The organism is Microbulbifer rhizosphaerae, assembly GCF_014191725.1.
Classification (GTDB): domain Bacteria; phylum Pseudomonadota; class Gammaproteobacteria; order Pseudomonadales; family Cellvibrionaceae; genus Microbulbifer; species Microbulbifer rhizosphaerae.
This window is the reverse complement of the sequence record NZ_JACHWZ010000001.1, coordinates 158,292-176,688: the sequence shown is the minus strand read 5'-3', so window position 1 is coordinate 176,688 and position 18,397 is coordinate 158,292. Positions and strand designations below refer to the sequence as shown.

The window sequence follows — 18,397 nt, the reverse complement described above, 5'->3', positions numbered from 1 at the left end:
CCCTCCGGGCGGGCCGCTAAGCAGCCATCTGCGGCGTTGCATTTGCTTGACGTAGCCGGCTACGCCTGCGCAAATGCCCCTTGCATCTGACCGCTTAGCGGCCCGCTGATATGACCATTATTCTTATCCATGAGCCCAATCGCATCTGGCGGTTACATCACATCATCAGGCACTTGCCTGCATCTTGGCCAATTTGGACAGCTGATGCAGGGATCCCAGTTGGGCGTAAATAGGCGGCAGGAAACCCCGCTTGCGGAAGTCCTCAAACTGCTCTTCGCTCAGCTCGTTGAGCTTCTTCTCATCGACGATATAGAGTCCGTTGAGGTTGATCTTTTCCTCTCCGGCGTTGACTGAAACCGATTGGGCCGTCAGCAATTCCATATCGACCAAAACCTTTACAAAAGCTTTGGTCATCTGGTCGCTCTCCAGGAAACTGACCAGAGTCTGCTTTTTGGTCTTCAGGTAGTCCGTCTCCTCGCCCGATTCGGTAAACAGGGCATTCCCCTCCTCCTCGGTCACCAGCGGACTGTTCTCGATCAGAGCGACCATCAACTGCTCCTGCTCCTGGCCATTCGGCGCCAGCACAAAGGGATGGTTGCGGATACAGCCCGGCACAAATACGCCCTGCCATTGGCCGTCCTCTACAAACAGGTTCTCCCCCACCTTCAGGCTCAACAGAGCCACCGACTGGAACTGCCCGGTATCGGAATTCTTGACAAAAACAATCGGGTATTCGGCCCCGAGGCGGCTGAACTCGTGCGCAGTCACCGGAACCATATGGCTGTTCTTCACATGCTCAAAGCTGCCCAGCTCGCTCACCTTCAGGTTGCGGTGAACGTCGCTGCGCAGGGGAACGATTTTGGGGGCTTGGTTAGTCGTCATACAACACCATTGGATTGATCTGGTTATTCTGATTGAAGCCGGAGAGTATATTTTTTATACGGCCAGATTTCCATAAGCAATTTGGGCCAACCCGGCTGGCCAGGGGCCCCTTCTCAGGGTGCGCCGACGGCAAAACCGCTGTCTTGCACGACCTATGGCCGCCCCCAGAGAGCCGTGGATGGCCCGAATAAAAAGGGGAAGCAGAGACTCCCCTTTTCCATACCTACCTCCAATCGGCATTCTGGCTCAGAACCTGGCGGAAATCCCCAGATCAATCCGACGAGCGTATTCGTACTCGTACAACGGGAATCCAGAAGTGAACCCCGATCCCGGAGTAATTTCAGCATTATTGCCGTACTGAGTCGCATCCTCCTCCAGAAGATTCGTAGCATTCAACTTAACATCTATATTGTCGGTAACCTGCCACAATGCGCTCAGATCAAGAGTGCCGAAATCATCATGCAAGCGGTTGCCATAGGAACCGGTCTCGCGAATCATATATTCGCTTCGCCAGTTGTACGCCAAGCGAACGGAGAAGAGGTCATTTTCATAATAACCCATCAGGTTATAAACATGCTCTGAACTGTCGCTCAGTACTGTTCGGCCATCCGTATAAGTGTCGGGATTCGTTTCGGTATCAGTATTGGTGTAGTTCAAAATGGTACCAAAACCATTACCGAAATCCTGTTGGTAGCTCAGTTCAAAGCCCTGAATAGTTGCGTCATTGTTGTTGTCTTTGACCTGAACCGTCCAACCAGCCGCTTCCTCCTTTGGACGGAGAACTCCGGCAAACGGAATTTCAGCGGCAGTCGCGTCAGTGTTGGTATAGGTAACGAAGTTCCTCACATCCTTGTAGAAGATAGCACCAGACAAGAGCGAACCTTCAGTGAAGTACCATTCAAGACCGATATCGAACTGATTGGCAATAAATGGATCCAGATCCACGTTACCGATAACCCAGAACTGATTGTCGGCAAGATCATCGTCTGCACCAGACACCTGTGGATTGACATACATATCTACATATTGAGGACGCGCCATAACACGGGCGGCCGAGGTGCGAAGGATGACATCATCACTCAGATCCATAGCCAAGTTAAAGCTCGGCAGGAATTCGGAGTAATCACCGTCTATGTCCTCTTGCAAATAATTGCCATCGGCATCCTGCAGATAGTAAGTAGAAGAGGCATCAGTAGTAACGTAACGCACACCAAAATTACCGCGCACATTATCGCTACCGAAAGTTGCCATCACGTAGACCGCGCTATTGGTTTCATCAACCTCACTGTAGGAACCCAGATCCTCCTCTTTGCCAATAGTAGCGGATCTGGCCCAGTCCTTAGCCGCATCAGCATCGATTTTTGGTATCTCGTAGCTGCCGGCGTCTATGGTTCCATCCAGAACCTCAGCAGTGGGGATCACCGGATCGAACGAGGAACTCAGTAAGTAAGTGTATTTACGGCTGCTGGTATTGTGGTCGGACCACTTCAGGCCTGCTTTAATCGCATTGATCGCACCAAATTCCACATCGAATTCCAGATCCGATTGAAAATAAGTCTCATCGTCTGTCTTGGGTGTGGCATTGTAGTTAGCGCCTGTTCCCATAGCCAGTGAGCCGGGATCATAGCTGCTCATGTCGAAGCTACCGAGGTCCCAGGATTGCCGTCCGAAGAAGTCGTAAGTGCCGTCTACAGGGGTACCACCAGATCCATCATCCAAAACCATTTCAAAATCAGTACCACCGGAGGAAGTGGTTCTTCCCGCCTGGAAACTGAGAATATAGCCGTCACCGGAATAATCGACACTCAGATCGTAAACGTCCGAGCTCATGGTGGCTTCGCGAGGTCGTGCCTGATAATAAGCGACCGCTATCGGCCCGCGAGCCGTAGTGCCATTGATTTTATCCTCGGGATCAACAGTGATCGGATCGCCATTTTCGTCTGCACACCAGCCGCAGTTACCCTGGGTAAGCCACAGAGCATAGTTAGTGTTATCCGCCTCCATTTTCATATCGATAGCGTTAAATACGATATCCAGGCGGTCGTTGGGCTGATACTGAAAAGTGGCGGTAACCGCTGAACGTTTGCGCTCTTGTTCGAAAGCCACGGGACCGGCGCCCCACTCCCAGAAAGCTTCATTTCCCTGGCGCTGCAGGCTGCGTTCCTGGGAAACAGCGGAGACCAGCACACCGAAAGTTTCAGAGTCGTTTTTCCAGCTGGCAAGCCCCGACGCCTGCGGGTCTACTTCATTGGAATCCGATTGGTAGGAGCCTTCCAACGACCCGTGCAAAGTCATGGAATCCAAATCCAGCGGTTTGCGGGTATTGATTTCGACGGTACCGCCCACACCACCTTCCGCCAGGTCGGCCTGTGCACTCTTGTACACCTTGATATCGCCAACCAGTTCAGACGGCAGCAACTCGTAGTTGAAGCTGCGCTTGGCCGGCTCCAGTACAAACCAACCGGTGGAGGCGACGTTCTGGCCATTCAAGGTGGTCAGGGTCAAGTCGTTGCCGGCGCCGCGAATAGAAACGGCGGCACCTTCATCAAATTGCCGCTGAATAGTTACGCCGGGTACACGCTGCAGGGATTCGGCGACGTTTTTGTCCGGGAATTTGCCGATATCTTCGGCAGAGATTGCATCTACAATCGCATGGGAATCGCGTTTGGTGCTGAGAGCGTCCTGGAGTGAACCGCGGATACCGGTTACGGTAACCTCTTCCAGGTTTTCACCACTTTGGGCCTGGGCCAACGGCGCCACCAGACCGCCACTGAGCATGGCCGCACTGATGGAGAGTGCGAGTTTATTGCGCTTGAGCATCGGTTTCCCCTTCCTTTTTTATTGATATAAAGGTTTGGTTAGAAATTTTCTTTACCTTGCACCTCAAAATGATAGCGCTGTCATTATTTAGAATGATAGCGCTGTCATTTTCGGCGTCGACAATACACAGAAAGAAAATAAAAAGCTACCGCCTCGGTGCTAATTTTGCGAAAGGTTTGATTGATTTAGCACAGGTCCGGTAAGCAATCTGGAAAAAACTTTGTGAAACAATAAGTTATAGATAATTCAAAGAATTCGAGCGAAGCGGAAAATAATTACTTATGACAGCTGAGGCATTTCCACTTATTCGGACTTGATCAGAAAACCGTCAGAATGGAAGGCTTATTCAAGGAAGTTCTTTTGAAATATCTGTCCTGCCCCACGCTTGGCGCAGGGCAGAGACAGACCGGTTAAATATTACTCAATTTCCTTGATACGCATAGAGCTGGTGTGGCCGCCCACGTTCACACGTTCGCCCTGAGTGATCAGAATCCGCTGGCCCTTTTGCAGGTCCAGGCGGGAGCCCAGCACTTCGATGATCGAGTCGGTCAGGTGACCCAGGGGCACCGAGGCGGGATCGAATTCCACCGCTTCCACGCCGCGCAGCAGCACCAATTGGCGCGCCACCCGCGGGTGGCGGGTGAGTGCGTAGATGGGCAGGTGGGTGGTAGCCCGGGACATGATGCGCGGGGTGCGGCCGGACTCGGTGAGCGCAGCCACCGCGCATAGGTTCTCGACCCGCGCGGCCACATCGATGGCCGCCTGGGCGATCACCGTGTCGATGCGGTCGGAAGCGCTCTGGTTTGCGGCCGGTCGCGGTACGCTGCCCAGGTACTGTTCCGCGCCCACGATCACCTCGGCCATGGATTCCACCGCGGCCACCGGGAAGTCGCCGGCGGCAGTCTCGGCGGAGAGCATCACCGCATCGGTGCCGTCCAGCACCGCGTTGGCCACGTCCATCACTTCGGCGCGGGTGGGTGTGGGGCTGGTGATCATGGATTCCATCATCTGGGTCGCGGTGATCACGCCGCGGTCCAGGGCATTGGCGCGGTTGATCAGCTTTTTCTGCACGCCGATCAGGGCCGGATCGCCGATCTCCACACCCAGGTCGCCGCGGGCCACCATAATGGCATCGGCGGCGAGGATCAGATCGTCCATCTGCTGGTCGTCGGCCACTGCTTCGGCCCGCTCCACCTTGGCGACGATGGCTGCCTGGCTGCCCGCCTTCTGCATGGCCTGTCGCGCGGTCTCCAGGTCCTCGGCGCAACGGGGGAAGCTCACCGCTAGGAAATCCACATCCAGTTCGGCGGCGAGAACGATGTCCCGATAATCCTTTTCTGTCAGCGCGGGGGCTGAAAGGCCGCCGCCGAGAAGGTTGATGCCTTTGTTATTGGACAGTTTGCCCCCTTGGAGCACCCGGCAGAAAAGTTTCTGCGGAGTGGTACCGGTGACTTCCAGGCGGATCTTGCCGTCGTCCAGCAGCAGGATATCGCCGGCCTTGCAGTCGCTGATCAGGGTCGGGTAGTCCACACCCACGCGGTGCTGGTCACCGCCCTCTGCCGGACAATCGGCATCCAGGGTGAATTCGCTGTTGTTCTCCAGCCAGATACTGCCCTCGGCAAAGCGGGCAATACGGATTTTTGGACCTTGAAGATCCCCCAGTACCGCGACCAGCTTGTTTTGCGCGGTGGCCGCGCGGCGCACTTCCGCCACGCGGCGGCGGTGGTCGTCGGCGGAGCCGTGGGAGAAATTGAGGCGCACGATATTGACACCGGCACGGATCATTTCTTCGATCACATTGGGCTTGTCAGTGCCCGGGCCGAGGGTGGCGACGATTTTAGTATGGCGAATCATAGTAACCAGTTAGAGTTATTTGGTGAGACTAGAGAGATTAATACCCTCTCCCGTATGCGGGAGAGGGGAAAATGAGCGCGGGCCTCACGGCCCGACGCGGAGCTGGAGCCTTCAGCTCAGCTAAGGAGCCTTCAGCCCGCCTAAAAAAGCTCCGAGCTCCCGGGGTATCAGACAGTTTCGGCTACGCGCTCCTGCAACTGCAACGCTTCCGACATCGCCAGGCTGGTGTCCAGCATGCGGTGGGAGAAGCCCCACTCGTTGTCGTACCAGGCCATCACCTTGACCAGGTTGCCGTTGACCCGGGTGTGGTTGGCGTCGAAGTGGCTGGAAGCCGTGGTATGGTTGAAATCCACGGATACCAGCGGCTGGTCACAGTAGGTCAGTACGCCGCCGCTGGTTTCCGCCGCTTGCTGCATAATGCTGTTGACCTCTTCCACGGTGGTTTCGCGCCCGGCGATAAACTGGCAGTCCACCAGGGAAACATTGTTTACCGGCACACGCACGGCCATGCCGTCGAGCAGTCCCTTGAGTTCCGGCAACACCAGGCCCACCGCCGCGGCCGCACCGGTTTTGGTGGGGATCATATTGTCGGCGGCGGCGCGGGCGCGGTAGATGTCCGCATGCACCGCATCCTGGGTGTTCTGATCGTTGGTGTAGGCGTGCACGGTGGTCATAAAACCGCGCTCGATGCCCAGCTCCCGGTGCAGCGCCTTGGCCACCGGCGCGAGGCAGTTGGTGGTGCAGGAAGCGTTGGAAACCACTTTGTGGTCGGCGGTGAGTTTGTCATCGTTTACGCCGTAGACCACAGTGAGGTCTGCATCCTTGGAGGGCGCGGAAATCAATACGGCTCTGGCGCCGGCGGCCATATGTGCCGAGGCCGAGGCCTTGTCTGTAAAGCGTCCGGTACATTCCAGCACCAGGTCCACCCCAAGTTCTTTCCAGGGCAGTTGCGCCGGGTCGCGCTCCTGGCACACCCGTACGCGGTCACCACCGATCACCAGCGCATCGCCATCGACAGATACCGGCGTGTTGAAACGGCCGTGGATGGTGTCGAAACGGGTCAGGTGCGCGTTGGACTCCACCGGAGCCAGGTCGTTGATGGCCACCAGCTGTACGCGGTCGCGATAGCCGGACTCGTAGATAGCACGGGTGACGTTGCGTCCGATTCTGCCGTAGCCGTTAATGGCGATCTTTATTTTCATCTCGCTTTACCTTCAATATTTTGGATTTTCCAATCAACCGCGCTTTCTCAACCTTTCAGCGCGGCTGCCTCTTTCGCCAAGCGGGTAATCTCCCCCCAGTTCTTTTCCACGACCAGGGAGGAAGCCGCCATCCAGGAACCGCCCACACACATCACGTTGGGCAGCGCCAGGTATTCCGCCGCATTGCCCGGGCCTATTCCGCCAGTGGGGCAAAACTGCACCTGCGCCAGGGGACCGGCAATGGACTTCAGCATGGGCACGCCACCCGCCGCCTGGGCGGGAAAGAATTTCTGGTAGCGATAACCCCGTTCCAGCAGGCGCATTACTTCAGACGGGTTCGCAGCGCCGGGCAGCAGCGGTACAGTGGAACCTTCCGCGGCATCCAGCAGTTTTTCGGTGGCACCCGGGCTTACCAGGAAGCTCGCGCCGGCGTCCACGGAACGCTGTAAATCATCACCGCTCAGTACAGTGCCCGTGCCCACATGGGCGTCCGGCAGGTGTTTGGCTATCCGCTCCACCGCCGGCAGCGCCGCCTCGGTACGCAGAGTGATTTCCAGCACGTTCAGTCCACCTTCCACCAGCGCTTCGGCCAGCGGCAGGGCGTCTTCGACATTATCGATAACCAGGACCGGGACAACTCCAGCCTGCTCCAGTATTTCGGAGATATTCTTTTGCATCATCAAATTCCAAATTGCTCTTTGTAGCGGACCTGCGGCCCACGGACCGGGCAGAAACCCGGCGTTTACGGCGCCCAGTAAACAGTGACCGATTTAAGGCCCTGCTTGAGAATACTGCGCACCGGCATTTCCAGTTCGTCGCTGCCCAGCAACGCCTCGCGGTAGACCCTGAGTTTCTCCTCACCGGTGATCAGCAGCTTGATATCCCGCGCCTGCAAAATTGCCGCAAGGGTCAGGGTCATACGCTCGGTGTGGCTGCCGGTGACTTCACTCTGCTGCGCGGTAATCGCGCGGCAGAGCTGATTGGACTGTGGGTCCAGCGCCTCCTGCAGACCCCGGGCATGGGGAAACAGCGAGGCGGTGTGACCGTCGCTACCCATTCCCAGTACGCAGACATCGAAGGGTCTGGGCAGTTCGCCGTAGGCCTGCTGGCAATCCGCCTCACCTTCCGCGGCGGTGGCGTGGGGCGTTTTCATTCCCAGGAAGGGTGCTCCCGAGGCGTTGTTCTGCAGCAGGTTGTCCTCGATAAACGCGTGGTTGCTGCCGCTGGCCGTTTTGTTCACCCAGCGCTCGTCCACCAGGGCGACTGTAATCTGCGGCCAGGGAAGCGGCCTTTTTGACAGGGCCTGGTACACGGGCTTCGGCGTGCTGCCACCGGAAACCAGGAAGGCCGCCTGACCGCGCTCCTTGATCCCCAACTGCAGCGCACTGGCGCAGTCGTTGGCCAGGGCCAGTACCAGACGCTCGCGATCCGGATAAAATTTCTCTTCTACCATTGCGCCCACCCCGATGTTATTGCGCGTTGAACCAGTGGCGCCCGTCCTGTTCCAGCAGATCGCCGGCCGCCTGTGGGCCCCAGCTGCCGGCCCGGTAGAGCTGCGGCTGATTATTGGTCTCGTGCCAGTGGTCGATGATCGGATCCACCCAGGCCCAGGCTGCGGCCACTTCGTCGCGGTGGATAAACAGAGCGGAGTTGTTGGCCGCCGCATCCAGCATCAGGCGCTTGTAGGCGTCGCTGCGGAAGGTGTCGTAGGTGTCCGACAGGGTGAGGTTCAGCTCCACCGGACGCAGCTCCATGGTCAGGCTGTCCATTTTCTTCGCCATCAGCACCAGCTTGATGCTCTCCTCGGGCTGCAGGCGGATCACCAGTCGGTTGGGTAATACATCCCCCGCCTCTGGGCTGAATACCCGGTGAGAGACTTTTTTGTACTGGATTACGATTTCCGCACAGCGCTTTTCCATGCGTTTGCCGGTGCGCAAATAGAAGGGCACACCCGCCCAGCGCCAGTTGTCGATATGGGCGCGAATGGCGACGAAGGTCTCTGTACTACTGGAGGCCGCTTCCAGCTCCTCCAGGTAGCCGGGCACCAGTTGGGTGCCCAGGCCGCCGGCCACGTACTGGCCGCGCACGATATTTTTGTCCACCGTATTACCCGCCAGCGGGCGCAACGCTTCCAGCACTTTGATTTTTTCGGCGCGAATATTTTTTGCCGACATGCTGTTGGGGGATTCCATCGCAATCAGGCACAGCAGTTGCAGCAAATGGTTCTGGACCATATCGCGCAACGCGCCGGTCTCGTTGTAGAAACCGGCCCGCCCTTCCAGGCCCACGGTTTCCGCGATGCTGATCTGGATATGGTCGATGGACTTGGCGTCCCAAAGGTGCTCGAACAGCACGTTGCTGAAACGCAGCGCCAGCAGGTTCTGTACGGTTTCCTTACCCAGGTAATGGTCGATACGGAAAATATTCTCTTCCGGGAAATAACTGGCGATCTTGCTGTTGATTTCGTCGGAGGTCTGCGCGTTGTAGCCGAGGGGTTTTTCCACCACCACCCGGGACTGACCGTTGATCAATCCCTTGAGAGACAGGTTTTCGCAGCAGGGACCGAATACCGCCGGTGGAATCGCCAGGTAGAAGAGCCGCACGCGATCCTCTTCGGCGCGGAGGATATCCGCCAGCTGGTCCCAGCGATCGTCCGGCTCGGCGATGTCCAGGGCCACTGCACGCAACAGTTGGCTGAAAGCCTGCCAGGCGGAATCGCTGTACTCGCCGTCGCGCAAATGGGTCTTCAGTGCCTCTTGGGCAGTGTCCAGGTACTGGTCGGCGTCTTCCTGGCGACGGCACACCGGAAAAATGCGGCAGCCTTCTGCCAAACTGCCCTCCAGATGGGCTCGGTACAGTGCGGGAATCAGCTTTCGCAGGGCCAGGTCGCCGCCGCCGCCGAATAACACCATGTCGAAAGGAGTAGCCATAAATTTGCTCTTAAAATTTCTGTATTTTCCCCGGTGCTCCGCCGCCATAAACGGCTATCGCGCACCGAAAAGCATCAAAACAATATGCTGCCACCGCTCTCCGCACCGCTGGCCAGCGCGCGCATATTGGCGAACAGTTCGCGTCCGGTACCGCGGGCGCTGGCAGACAGGTCGCACTCCGCCGGTTCCCGTGCAGCCAGTTCGGCGTCTTCCACATCTACACGCAGGATACCCGCCTCACAGTCCAGTTCGATCAGGTCGCCGTCCCGGATTTTGGCGATGGGGCCGCCGTCGACTGCCTCCGGGGATATATGGATCGCCGCCGGCACCTTACCGGAAGCACCGGACATACGCCCGTCGGTAATCAGTGCCACCTTGAAACCGCGGTCCTGCAGCACGCCCAAGGGCGGGGTCAGCTTGTGCAGTTCCGGCATGCCGTTGGCGCGGGGGCCCTGGAAGCGCACCACCGCAATAAAGTCTTTGTCCAGTTCGCCGGCCTTGAAGCTGTCGATCAGTGCGTCCTGGTCGTGGAACACCACCGCCGGAGCCTTCACTTTCAAATATTCCGGTTTGAGAGAGGAAATCTTTATCACACTCTTACCGAGGTTGCCCTCCAGCAATTGCAGGCCGCCGTGGCTGGAGAAAGGATCGCTGACGGGGCGGATAATCGTCGTGTCGCCGCTCTTCTCTGCGGTCGGGCGCCACACCAGGCCGCTCTTGTCTTCGTTGAGGAACGGGTCGTAGCAATAAGGTTTGAGGCCGGAGTCGCCCAATACCGTGTGTACATCGTCGTGCAGCAGGCCGGCGTCCAGCAGCTCGCGAATCAGGAGTTGCATGCCACCGGCGGCGGCGAAGTGGTTGATGTCCGCAGTGCCGTTGGGATACACGTGGCACAGCAGCGGCACGATGTCGGAGAGTTCCGCCATATCCTGCCAGGTCAGCTGAATGCCCGCCGCGCGGGCCATGGCCACCAGGTGAAGAGTGTGGTTGGTGGAACCACCGGTGGCCAACAGGCCGACGATGCCGTTGACAAAGACTTTTTCCGTGAGAATTTTCGAGAGGGGCGTGAACTGGCTGGGCTCGGTGATCCGCACCAGTTGTTTTACCGCTTCATCATTGAGCGCGTTGCGCAACTCGGTGCCGGGGTTTACGAAGGAACTGCCGGGCAGCTGCAGGCCCATGATTTCCACCAACATCTGGTTGCTATTGGCAGTACCGTAAAAGGTACAGGTGCCCGGGCTGTGGTAGGAGGCGCTCTCCGCTTCCAGCAGTTCCTTGCGCCCTACCTTGCCCTCCGCATAGAGCTGGCGCACCCGCACCTTTTCCGCATTGGACATTCCGGTGGGCATGGGCCCCGCCGGTACGAATACCGCCGGCAGATGGCCAAAGGCCAGTGCACCGATCACCAGTCCCGGGACGATCTTGTCGCAGATCCCCAGGTAGAGGCCGCCCTCGAAGACATCGTGGGACAGGGCCACCGCGGTGGACATGGCGATCACATCGCGGGAGAAAAGTCCGATTTCCATACCGGGGCGACCCTGGGTCACGCCGTCGCACATGGCGGGTACGCCGCCGGCTACCTGCGCGCTGGCACCACTGCGCATCGCAGCTTCTTTCAGCAGCTGCGGATAGGTACCGTAGGGCTGGTGCGCCGACAGCATGTCGTTGTAGGCGGTGACTATTGCCAGGTTGGGCCCGCGCCCGGAGGCGATCAGGTTTTTGTCGCGGTCGCTGGAAGCGGCAATAGCGTGCGCCAGGTTGCCGCAGGACAGCCGGGCGCTGGCGCGCCCCTCGATATGTTCGCGCTCTACTTGAGCGAGGTATTCTGCGCGCGTCTCCTCGCTGCGCTGGATAATCCGCTCGGTAACCGCCTGGATTTTGCTTTGTACCATAAAGATCCGTAACTCAACTGGTTGTGTAGGATGGGCAAAGCGAAGCGTGCCCATCGCACGCGTTAACTCGCTGTAACAGACGGCAAATCCGAGCGCTGCGGCGCCGGCCTTTGCCCGCCGGTAGCCTTCGGTCAGCGGCGCGATGGAACCGCCAGCCGGGTAGATCGCTACTTTCCAATTGTGTTGTAGCGCCGCAGCCAGCCCTTTCCCCAGTTCCACGCCACACAGGCACGAGAATAAATTTCCAAAATATGCCCCCAGACAAAAAATCTTGTGCTCATGCAGGGCAATCAGTGCATCCAAAGGTACGAAGCCAGCAGCTTGTGTAGCAGAATTGTGTTGCGCGGAAACCCTCGAAACCGGTGGCAATAGCAAGGCCGCCATTATGTAGTAAAATTACAAACACTTTCAAGCGCCTCAATTCACTTTCCCCCTGGAAGGATACCGCCGCATCTTCGGCCTTTCCCACTTCCGGCAAGCCTGCGCGCAATCTGGGGTGTAGAACCGTGCGCCGGGTGGGAAAGTTGGCGCTGTTTATTCCTCTCTAATGACAGGCATTGCGCCTCTCGCAAGAAATGATAACGCTGTCATCCAATAAGGAGCCCCATCACAAGATGGGTTGTCAATTGGTTTTGTAGTTTTCCTTCACGATAGGAACGAACGCACCTCCCCAGTCCCCGGTGTTAGAATGCCCGCCTCGGCCAAAATAAAGACAGGCGCCACCGATGAAAGCCACGATCAACGACGTCGCCGCACAGGCGGGCGTCTCCATCAAGACCGTTTCCCGGGTGATCAACAACGAGCCCTCGGTTCGTCCGGCCACCAGGAAAAAAGTGATGGAGGTGGTGAAGGCGCTCAACTACCAACCCAACCTGGCGGCGCGCAACCTGGCCGGGAGCCGCTCCTACACCATCGCATTCATCTACGACAACCCCAACGCCTACTACGTGATCGATATGCAAAACGGCATACTCAAGGCCTGCAAGGCGCGCGGTTACGAACTGCTGATCCACCCCAGCAATTCCAAATCCGCCTCGGTGCACGACGAACTGAAAACCCTGGTGGAGCACTCAAAAATCGCCGGCCTGGTGCTCACCCCGCCCTTCTCTGAAACCCAGGCGGTGATCGACACAGTCAAATCGCTCAAAGTGGATTACGTGCGCATCGTCTCCAGCGCCGCTGCGCTGGAGGACGAGGAAAACTGTATCCAGGTGGACGATAGCGCCGCGGCTTTCGGTCTCACCCGGCACCTGTTGCAGCTGGGGCACAAACGCATCGGTTTTCTCTGCGGAGGCGAGGAACACGTATCCACCTACGGCCGCCTGGACGGCTACAAGCGCGCCCTACAGCAGGCGGGTATCGCCGCGGACCCGAACCTGATCCTGAAGGGGGAATACTCCTTCGACTCCGGGGTGCAGGGGGCCACAACCCTGTTGCAGTCCGCTGAGCCACCCACGGCGATCTTTGCCAGCAATGACGAAATGGCTGCGGGTGCACTGTTCGCCGCACGTCTGATGAATATCGATATCCCGGAACAGCTTTCCATCGTCGGCTTCGAGGACAGTCCCTTCTCCCGCCAGACCTGGCCCAAACTCACCACCGCCCATCAGCCCAACAACGAGATCGCCAAGTGCGCTGCAGCGCTGGTACTGAGCAAAGCGCGCGGCAAGGGCGCAGCGGAAAGCGGCACCGCGACCAAGGAGGCGGGAATCGTGCGCGAATTCATTCCGTCGCTGGTGGTGCGGGACTCCAGCGGGCCGGCGCCGACTTGAATGCGGAATGCGGAATGCGGAATGCGGAATGCGGATCTGGCTCCATTCCACACAAAAAGGAAAGCCCTCACAGGGAGGGCAGGATGACTAGATAAGAGGCGCGCTACTTCCAGCTGCGCATCTTGTGCCCCTTGAGTGCGTAGAACAGGATAAACAGATAGCAGGGTAGCGCGATCCAGTACCCCATCCGGGTTTCACCAGTGGCCTCCGCTATGGGGCCAAAGCCGAACAGCGGAATGATCGCGCCGCCGGCGATCCCCATAATCAGCAGTGCGGAGCCCTGGGCGGTAAACCTGCCCAGCCCCTCCAGCGCCAGCGGCCAGATGGAGGGCCATACCAGCGCATGGGCCAGGCCCATCAGCGCGACAAAGGTCACGGTATCGGGTACAACCGGAACACCGCTCCAGCCCCACAGCACGCCGGCGATCCCGGTACTTTCGGAAGAGCCGAATACCGCACCCAGGACACAGAGGCTGCCGGCGACGGCGGAACCCAGCAGGGCCTGCTGCTGGCCGATAAAGCGTGGAATACCGAAGACCCCGATCAGGTAGCCGATCACCATAAACACCATGGTGTAGGAAGTCAGCGAGGAGAAGTTGGCCAGGCCCAGGCGCTCGCCGTACAGGCCGATGGTGTCGCCGGCGATCACCTCCACGCCCACGTATGTGAACAGCGCCAGCGCGCCCAGAACTACCTGGGGAAATTGCAAGACACCGGATTTGCTTTCGCTGTCTTCGGTCTTGTCTTCCTCGATATCCGGCAGGCCGGAAAATTTGACCAGCCCCACCAGCAGCGACAGCATGATGGCCATGTAGATATAAGGCATGACCAGGCGGCTGGACACCTCTTCCAGTTTCGCTGAGCGCTCCGCCTCTTCCAGCCGGGCAATCGCCTCGGTATTGAAATCGCTCAGCCCCGAGAGTACCAGGGCGGTAAATGCGATCGGAGCGAGCACCCCCGCGCCCTTGTTTAGAATCCCCATCACCGCGATGCGCGTAGCCGCGCTTTCCGCCGGGCCGAGCCTGACCACGTAGGGATTGGAAGCGGTCTGCAGGATAGTCAAACCGGCGCCGAGGCCGAACAGCCCCAGCAGAAATATCGGAAAGCTGCCCGTCTGCGCCGCGGGGATAAATACCAATGACGCTGCCGCCATAATTGCCAGGCCAATCGCCATACCATCCTTGTAGCCGGTGCGGCGCAGGATATACGACATCGGCAGTGCCATCACCGTGTAGGCGATATAAAAGGCGAAGGTGACGAACAGGGCCTGAAAATCATTCAGGTTGCACAGGATTTTCAAAAACGGGATCAGTGACCCGTTCAGCCAGGTGACAAAACCAAAAATAAAAAACAACATACCGATAATCGCCATCGGCAACAGACTGCTTCTCGACCTACTCTGGGTTGCTACTGCGGTTTCCATAGGAGCACCTTCTTTATCGTTATGATGTTTTTTGGAAATTTATTTTTAAGAGCCTGTTCAAAGGCTTCGAAAATTCGACCTCAGTGCGGGGCCGGTATGGATGCCTCTTTCCGAGACACGGGCTGGGCGCCCCCCTTAAATACGTCCCTGTACGCTCGTAATCGGCATCCATGCCTCATACGGTCCCGGAAAGAGGCATCCATACCGGCCGGGCGAGTTTCGCGCGAGATTCCAAACAGGCTCTAAAAAACTTTCCTGCCACCTATCCAGGTTTTCTCAACCTCTAACTTCTCATTCAGCAAAACCATGTCTGCAGGCCCGCCGGCTTCCAATCGGCCGGCTTTCAGCCCCAAAAACTGCGCCGGGTAGAGAGCGCCCATGCGCAGCGCCTCGGCCAACTCCACACCACACCAGTCGCGGATATTGCGTACAGCCCCAATCATATCCAGGTGTGACCCGGCCAGTTCACCGGTGGTTGAGGTAAGCCTGTCACCCTCCCGGGTCACCACCCGATCAAATAATGGAAAACTGGTTTCGTCGCTGCCCACCAGGGACATGGCATCGGTTACCAGCATGATTTTTCCACGCGGCTTGGCCTTGAGCGCCAACTGCATGGCCTCGGCGCAGACGTGGTGGCCGTCGGCGATCAGTCCGCACCAGGCGTCGTCGGTGATCAGCGCTGTTCCCACCATCCCCGGCTCGCGGGACTGCAGCGGCGACATGGCATTGAACAAATGGGTAAAGCCCGTGGCCCCCACCGCCACTGCCGCCGCGGCCGTCGCGCCGTCGGCATTGGAATGGCCCAGGCAGACTTTAACGCCCAGGGAAACCAGCTTGCGGATATCGTCCACCGCGACATTTTCCGGTGCCAGGGTGACCACCTTGACCCCCAGGTCGTCGCGGGCGTAGATGGCCAGCTCCTCTTCGCTGAGGGGACGGATAAAGTCCGCTTCATGGGTGCCCTTCTTCGGCTCGCTCAGGTGCGGCCCCTCGAAATGCACCCCCAGCACACCGGGCACACCCTCACGCAAGGCGGTGCTGACCGCATCTGCGGCCCGTAACATCACGTCCACCCGGTCGGTGATCAAGGTGGGCAAAAATCCAGTGGTGCCGTAACGCGCGTGAGCCGCGCCAATTTTGCCCAGCGCGTCCACGCTGGGGTCGTTGTTGAACAGTACCCCGCCGCCGCCATTGACCTGTACGTCCACCAGCCCCGGGGCCAACAGGCCTTTAAGGCGCTCCGCAGCGGCGGCCGCCTCGCCGCCCAGGGACTGAATACGCCCCTTGTCGTCCACAACGAGCGAAACATCGCGATGCATCTGTTCGCCGTCGAAAAGCTGTTCCGCGATCAGTGTGCGCGCCACAGGAAACTCCAAATTCAGCGGGTCAAAGGGTCCGGGTGACTTTTTTCAGCCCGGCGGGTTCGTCCGGGTTGATGCCGCGGCTGATCGCCACATGGGCCACGTCGATATAAAAACGTTGCAGCAGCGCCAGCGGAGCCACTCGCGGATGCACCCCCTTGCTCGGCACGTGCAGGTTCACCAGGGTGCCGCCGCGGCGGATGATGTCGGCGATCTGCTCGCTGTGTGCCTCGAAGGATTCGTCCTCGATGGGCACGTTGACCACGGTGAGCTTCTGCTCCACCAGGGTCACCGGACCGTGCAGGAATTCCGCGCTGGAGAAAGACTCCGCGTGGATATTGCATACTTCCTTCAGCTTCAGGGCCAGCTCCCGGGTAATGGCATAGCCGGGGCCGCGGCCCAGCACCACCAGGTTTTTTACCGACGCCAGGTCCTCCGGTCGCAGCTGGATGTCGGAGTGGACCGCCTCTTCCAGGGTCTGCGGCAGTGTGCCCACCGCGTCGAGCAATTCCTCGTCGCGAGTCCAGTTGGCCACCAGCTGCAGCACCGCGGAGAGGGTCGCCAGGTAGCTCTTGGTGGCGGCGACCGCTTTTTCCGGCCCGGCCTTCAGCGGCACCATCAGGTCGACGATATCGCCGATGGGCGCCGTTTCGTCGTTGACCAGCGCCACCGTGTAGGCGCCCGCCTCTTTTGCCATTCTGGCCTGGGCGAGGATGTCCGGGCTGCGACCGGACTGGGAGATCACCAGCACCAGCGCACCCTCCAGCTTGAGCTTTCTGCCGTATACGCTGGATACCGAAGGCGCCGCGGCGAAGGTAGGCGTACCCGTTTCGATCTCGATCAGGTACTTGGCAAAAACCCCGGCGTGGTCGGAGGAACCGCGCCCCACGATCATCACAAAACGCGGCGGCTCGCGGCGCAGGCGCTCGCCCAGTTGCGCCATGGTGTCGACGTTGTTGCGCAATTGCTCGGCGATGCGCCCCGGTGCTTCGCGGGCTTCGGTTTCCATTACGGTGGTGGCCATCGGTGTCGCCTCGGAGGGAGTTGCTGCAGTCATGGAAAGTCTCTGCTCCTCGATCAGCCAAACAGCGCTTTGCTGCCGGTGTTTTTCCCAGATTCTCCAGCATCCCGGGCCAGGGATTGCTGCGCGAAATAAACACAGCCGATTTCCGGCGCATCCAGCGGCTCCGCCAGGCGCTTCACCACATGGTGGGCGAGCCAGGGTCGCAGGCGGGGCGCCAGGCCGCCGATCATGGACAGGCGGGGCGGATTCAGTTCCAGCAGCTTGTCCGCCAGGGCGCTGATATAGGCGGCGCCGTCGCGCACGATGGACACCGCCACCGGATCGCCGGCCTCCGCGCACTCGATCACCGGCACCGCCAGACGCGCGTAGTGACTGGAGGATTTGCCGCCGATCTTCTCGAACACTTCGTTGGCGTCACTGCTGTCCAGGACCTGGAGCAGCTCGCCCTTAAGGCGCGAATCCTCCGCCAGGCCGTCCAGGGCCAGGAACAGGTACTTGACCGCCTCCATGCCCATCCAGGCGCCGCTGCCCTTGTCACCGTGGGGAAAGCCGTGGCCGCCGATCAATTTACTGCGGCCGTTGACCCAGGCGTAGCCACAGGAGCCGGTGCCGGCGATGATCACCGCGCCGTCGCCGCCACGGTGGGCGCCGAGGCAAGCCGAGTGTTGGTCGGTGGTGAGGTACATTTTCCGGAAGGGATTGGCCCAGGAGGCCATCTCGTTGTACAGGCGCGGCATATTTACACCGGCCAGGCCCACGCCCGCCACCAGCTCTCCCAGGGTTTCCGGCGGCAGCTTGGCGTCGGCGAGCGCGAGGGCGGCGGAGCGCACGATGGAGTCGATGGTCTGGGCGTAGCCGTGCAGCGGGTTGGCCGGGCCGGCGACACCGGTACCGAGCAGGCGATTGTCGGCATCCACGACAGAGGCGCGACATTTGCTGCCGCCGCCGTCGATGCCAATAAAAAGTGTACCCCTGTCTCTCAAAGCAACCATCTGTATCGGCCTCTAAGATTTTGTATTGTTATGTGTCTTTACCGGGCTTCCCAATACATTTCCCCCGGAAACCCGGCCGACGCACACCCACGACGAGTGGCGCCAATGCCAATATAGGGGAGATACTACAGTAGAAATGACAGCGTTGTCATCCAGTTTCTGTAAAAATCGCCAACAGAGGGCGCCGACCGAGTTCCTTGCTGTTCAAAAAACACAGGTTCCATGCTGGCGTTGGTGAAGTATAT

At 59.0% G+C, this 18,397-nt stretch carries 13 protein-coding genes; 1 reads left to right on the top strand and 12 read right to left on the bottom strand.

The features are described 5' to 3' along the window. Positions 1–165 precede the first annotated feature (165 nt). The 8 genes from FHS09_RS00615 to edd all read right to left on the bottom strand — a co-directional run bounded on the left by FHS09_RS00615 (position 166) and on the right by edd (position 11,580). On the bottom strand, positions 166–882 hold the full coding sequence (locus FHS09_RS00615) for a SapC family protein (protein WP_183455627.1): 717 nt from the start codon (positions 880–882) through the stop codon (positions 166–168). A 246-nt stretch (positions 883–1,128) separates the two neighbouring features. Beyond that, the gene (locus FHS09_RS00610) at positions 1,129–3,702 is read right to left on the bottom strand and encodes a TonB-dependent receptor (RefSeq protein ID WP_183455625.1); all 2,574 of its coding nucleotides are present in this window, start codon (positions 3,700–3,702) and stop codon (positions 1,129–1,131) included. A 417-nt stretch (positions 3,703–4,119) separates the two neighbouring features. Then, complete coding sequence (gene pyk, locus FHS09_RS00605) at positions 4,120–5,556, bottom strand: pyruvate kinase (protein ID WP_183455623.1); 1,437 nt, start codon at positions 5,554–5,556, stop codon at positions 4,120–4,122. Positions 5,557–5,723: 167 nt separating this feature from the next. Beyond that, complete coding sequence (gap, locus tag FHS09_RS00600; protein ID WP_183455621.1) at positions 5,724–6,758, bottom strand: type I glyceraldehyde-3-phosphate dehydrogenase; 1,035 nt, start codon at positions 6,756–6,758, stop codon at positions 5,724–5,726. A 47-nt stretch (positions 6,759–6,805) separates the two neighbouring features. Beyond that, positions 6,806–7,435 carry a bifunctional 4-hydroxy-2-oxoglutarate aldolase/2-dehydro-3-deoxy-phosphogluconate aldolase gene (locus FHS09_RS00595; protein ID WP_183455619.1) on the bottom strand — a complete coding sequence of 210 codons (630 nt, stop codon included), beginning with the start codon at positions 7,433–7,435 and terminating at the stop codon, positions 6,806–6,808. 65 nt (positions 7,436–7,500) lie between these two features. Further along, a complete protein-coding gene (gene pgl / locus FHS09_RS00590) occupies positions 7,501–8,211 on the bottom strand; it encodes a 6-phosphogluconolactonase (protein WP_183455617.1) in 711 nt (236 codons plus the stop codon). A gap of 16 nt (positions 8,212–8,227) precedes the next feature. Further along, positions 8,228–9,688 (bottom strand): glucose-6-phosphate dehydrogenase, encoded by a 1,461-nt coding sequence (gene zwf, locus FHS09_RS00585; protein WP_183455615.1) that lies wholly within the window; start codon positions 9,686–9,688, stop codon positions 8,228–8,230. A 74-nt stretch (positions 9,689–9,762) separates the two neighbouring features. Beyond that, a complete protein-coding gene (edd, locus tag FHS09_RS00580) occupies positions 9,763–11,580 on the bottom strand; it encodes a phosphogluconate dehydratase (protein ID WP_183455614.1) in 1,818 nt (605 codons plus the stop codon). Between the two features lie 725 nt (positions 11,581–12,305). Between edd and FHS09_RS00575 the strand changes: the two genes are divergently transcribed. Continuing rightward, on the top strand, positions 12,306–13,352 hold the full coding sequence (locus FHS09_RS00575; RefSeq protein ID WP_183455612.1) for a LacI family DNA-binding transcriptional regulator: 1,047 nt from the start codon (positions 12,306–12,308) through the stop codon (positions 13,350–13,352). 103 nt (positions 13,353–13,455) lie between these two features. Here the strand turns inward: FHS09_RS00575 and FHS09_RS00570 are convergent, their stop codons facing one another. The 4 genes from FHS09_RS00570 to nagK all read right to left on the bottom strand — a co-directional run bounded on the left by FHS09_RS00570 (position 13,456) and on the right by nagK (position 18,152). After that, positions 13,456–14,775, bottom strand: coding sequence for a sugar MFS transporter (locus FHS09_RS00570; RefSeq protein ID WP_183455610.1), 1,320 nt, complete (start codon positions 14,773–14,775; stop codon positions 13,456–13,458). A gap of 242 nt (positions 14,776–15,017) precedes the next feature. Further along, a complete protein-coding gene (nagA, locus tag FHS09_RS00565) occupies positions 15,018–16,139 on the bottom strand; it encodes an N-acetylglucosamine-6-phosphate deacetylase (RefSeq protein ID WP_183455608.1) in 1,122 nt (373 codons plus the stop codon). 22 nt (positions 16,140–16,161) lie between these two features. Beyond that, a complete protein-coding gene (nagB-II, locus tag FHS09_RS00560) occupies positions 16,162–17,193 on the bottom strand; it encodes a glucosamine-6-phosphate deaminase NagB-II (RefSeq protein ID WP_246394197.1) in 1,032 nt (343 codons plus the stop codon). A 20-nt stretch (positions 17,194–17,213) separates the two neighbouring features. Further along, positions 17,214–18,152: an N-acetylglucosamine kinase gene (nagK, locus tag FHS09_RS00555; protein ID WP_221191711.1), complete on the bottom strand. Its 939-nt coding sequence runs from the start codon at positions 18,150–18,152 to the stop codon at positions 17,214–17,216. Positions 18,153–18,397: the final 245 nt, after the last annotated feature.

What these genes read in the sequence shown, in the direction of transcription:
- zwf (WP_183455615.1), bottom strand. Translation starts at nt 9,688, where the DNA reads ATGGCTACTCCTTTCGACATGGTGTTATTCGGCGGCGGCGGCGACCTG.
- pyk (WP_183455623.1), bottom strand. Translation starts at nt 5,556, where the DNA reads ATGATTCGCCATACTAAAATCGTCGCCACCCTCGGCCCGGGCACTGAC.
- FHS09_RS00570 (WP_183455610.1), bottom strand. Translation starts at nt 14,775, where the DNA reads ATGGAAACCGCAGTAGCAACCCAGAGTAGGTCGAGAAGCAGTCTGTTG.
- FHS09_RS00575 (WP_183455612.1), top strand. Translation starts at nt 12,306, where the DNA reads ATGAAAGCCACGATCAACGACGTCGCCGCACAGGCGGGCGTCTCCATC.
- gap (WP_183455621.1), bottom strand. Translation starts at nt 6,758, where the DNA reads ATGAAAATAAAGATCGCCATTAACGGCTACGGCAGAATCGGACGCAAC.
- FHS09_RS00595 (WP_183455619.1), bottom strand. Translation starts at nt 7,435, where the DNA reads ATGCAAAAGAATATCTCCGAAATACTGGAGCAGGCTGGAGTTGTCCCG.
- FHS09_RS00610 (WP_183455625.1), bottom strand. Translation starts at nt 3,702, where the DNA reads ATGCTCAAGCGCAATAAACTCGCACTCTCCATCAGTGCGGCCATGCTC.
- edd (WP_183455614.1), bottom strand. Translation starts at nt 11,580, where the DNA reads ATGGTACAAAGCAAAATCCAGGCGGTTACCGAGCGGATTATCCAGCGC.
- nagB-II (WP_246394197.1), bottom strand. Translation starts at nt 17,193, where the DNA reads ATGACTGCAGCAACTCCCTCCGAGGCGACACCGATGGCCACCACCGTA.
- FHS09_RS00615 (WP_183455627.1), bottom strand. Translation starts at nt 882, where the DNA reads ATGACGACTAACCAAGCCCCCAAAATCGTTCCCCTGCGCAGCGACGTT.
- nagK (WP_221191711.1), bottom strand. Translation starts at nt 18,152, where the DNA reads ATGGTTGCTTTGAGAGACAGGGGTACACTTTTTATTGGCATCGACGGC.
- pgl (WP_183455617.1), bottom strand. Translation starts at nt 8,211, where the DNA reads ATGGTAGAAGAGAAATTTTATCCGGATCGCGAGCGTCTGGTACTGGCC.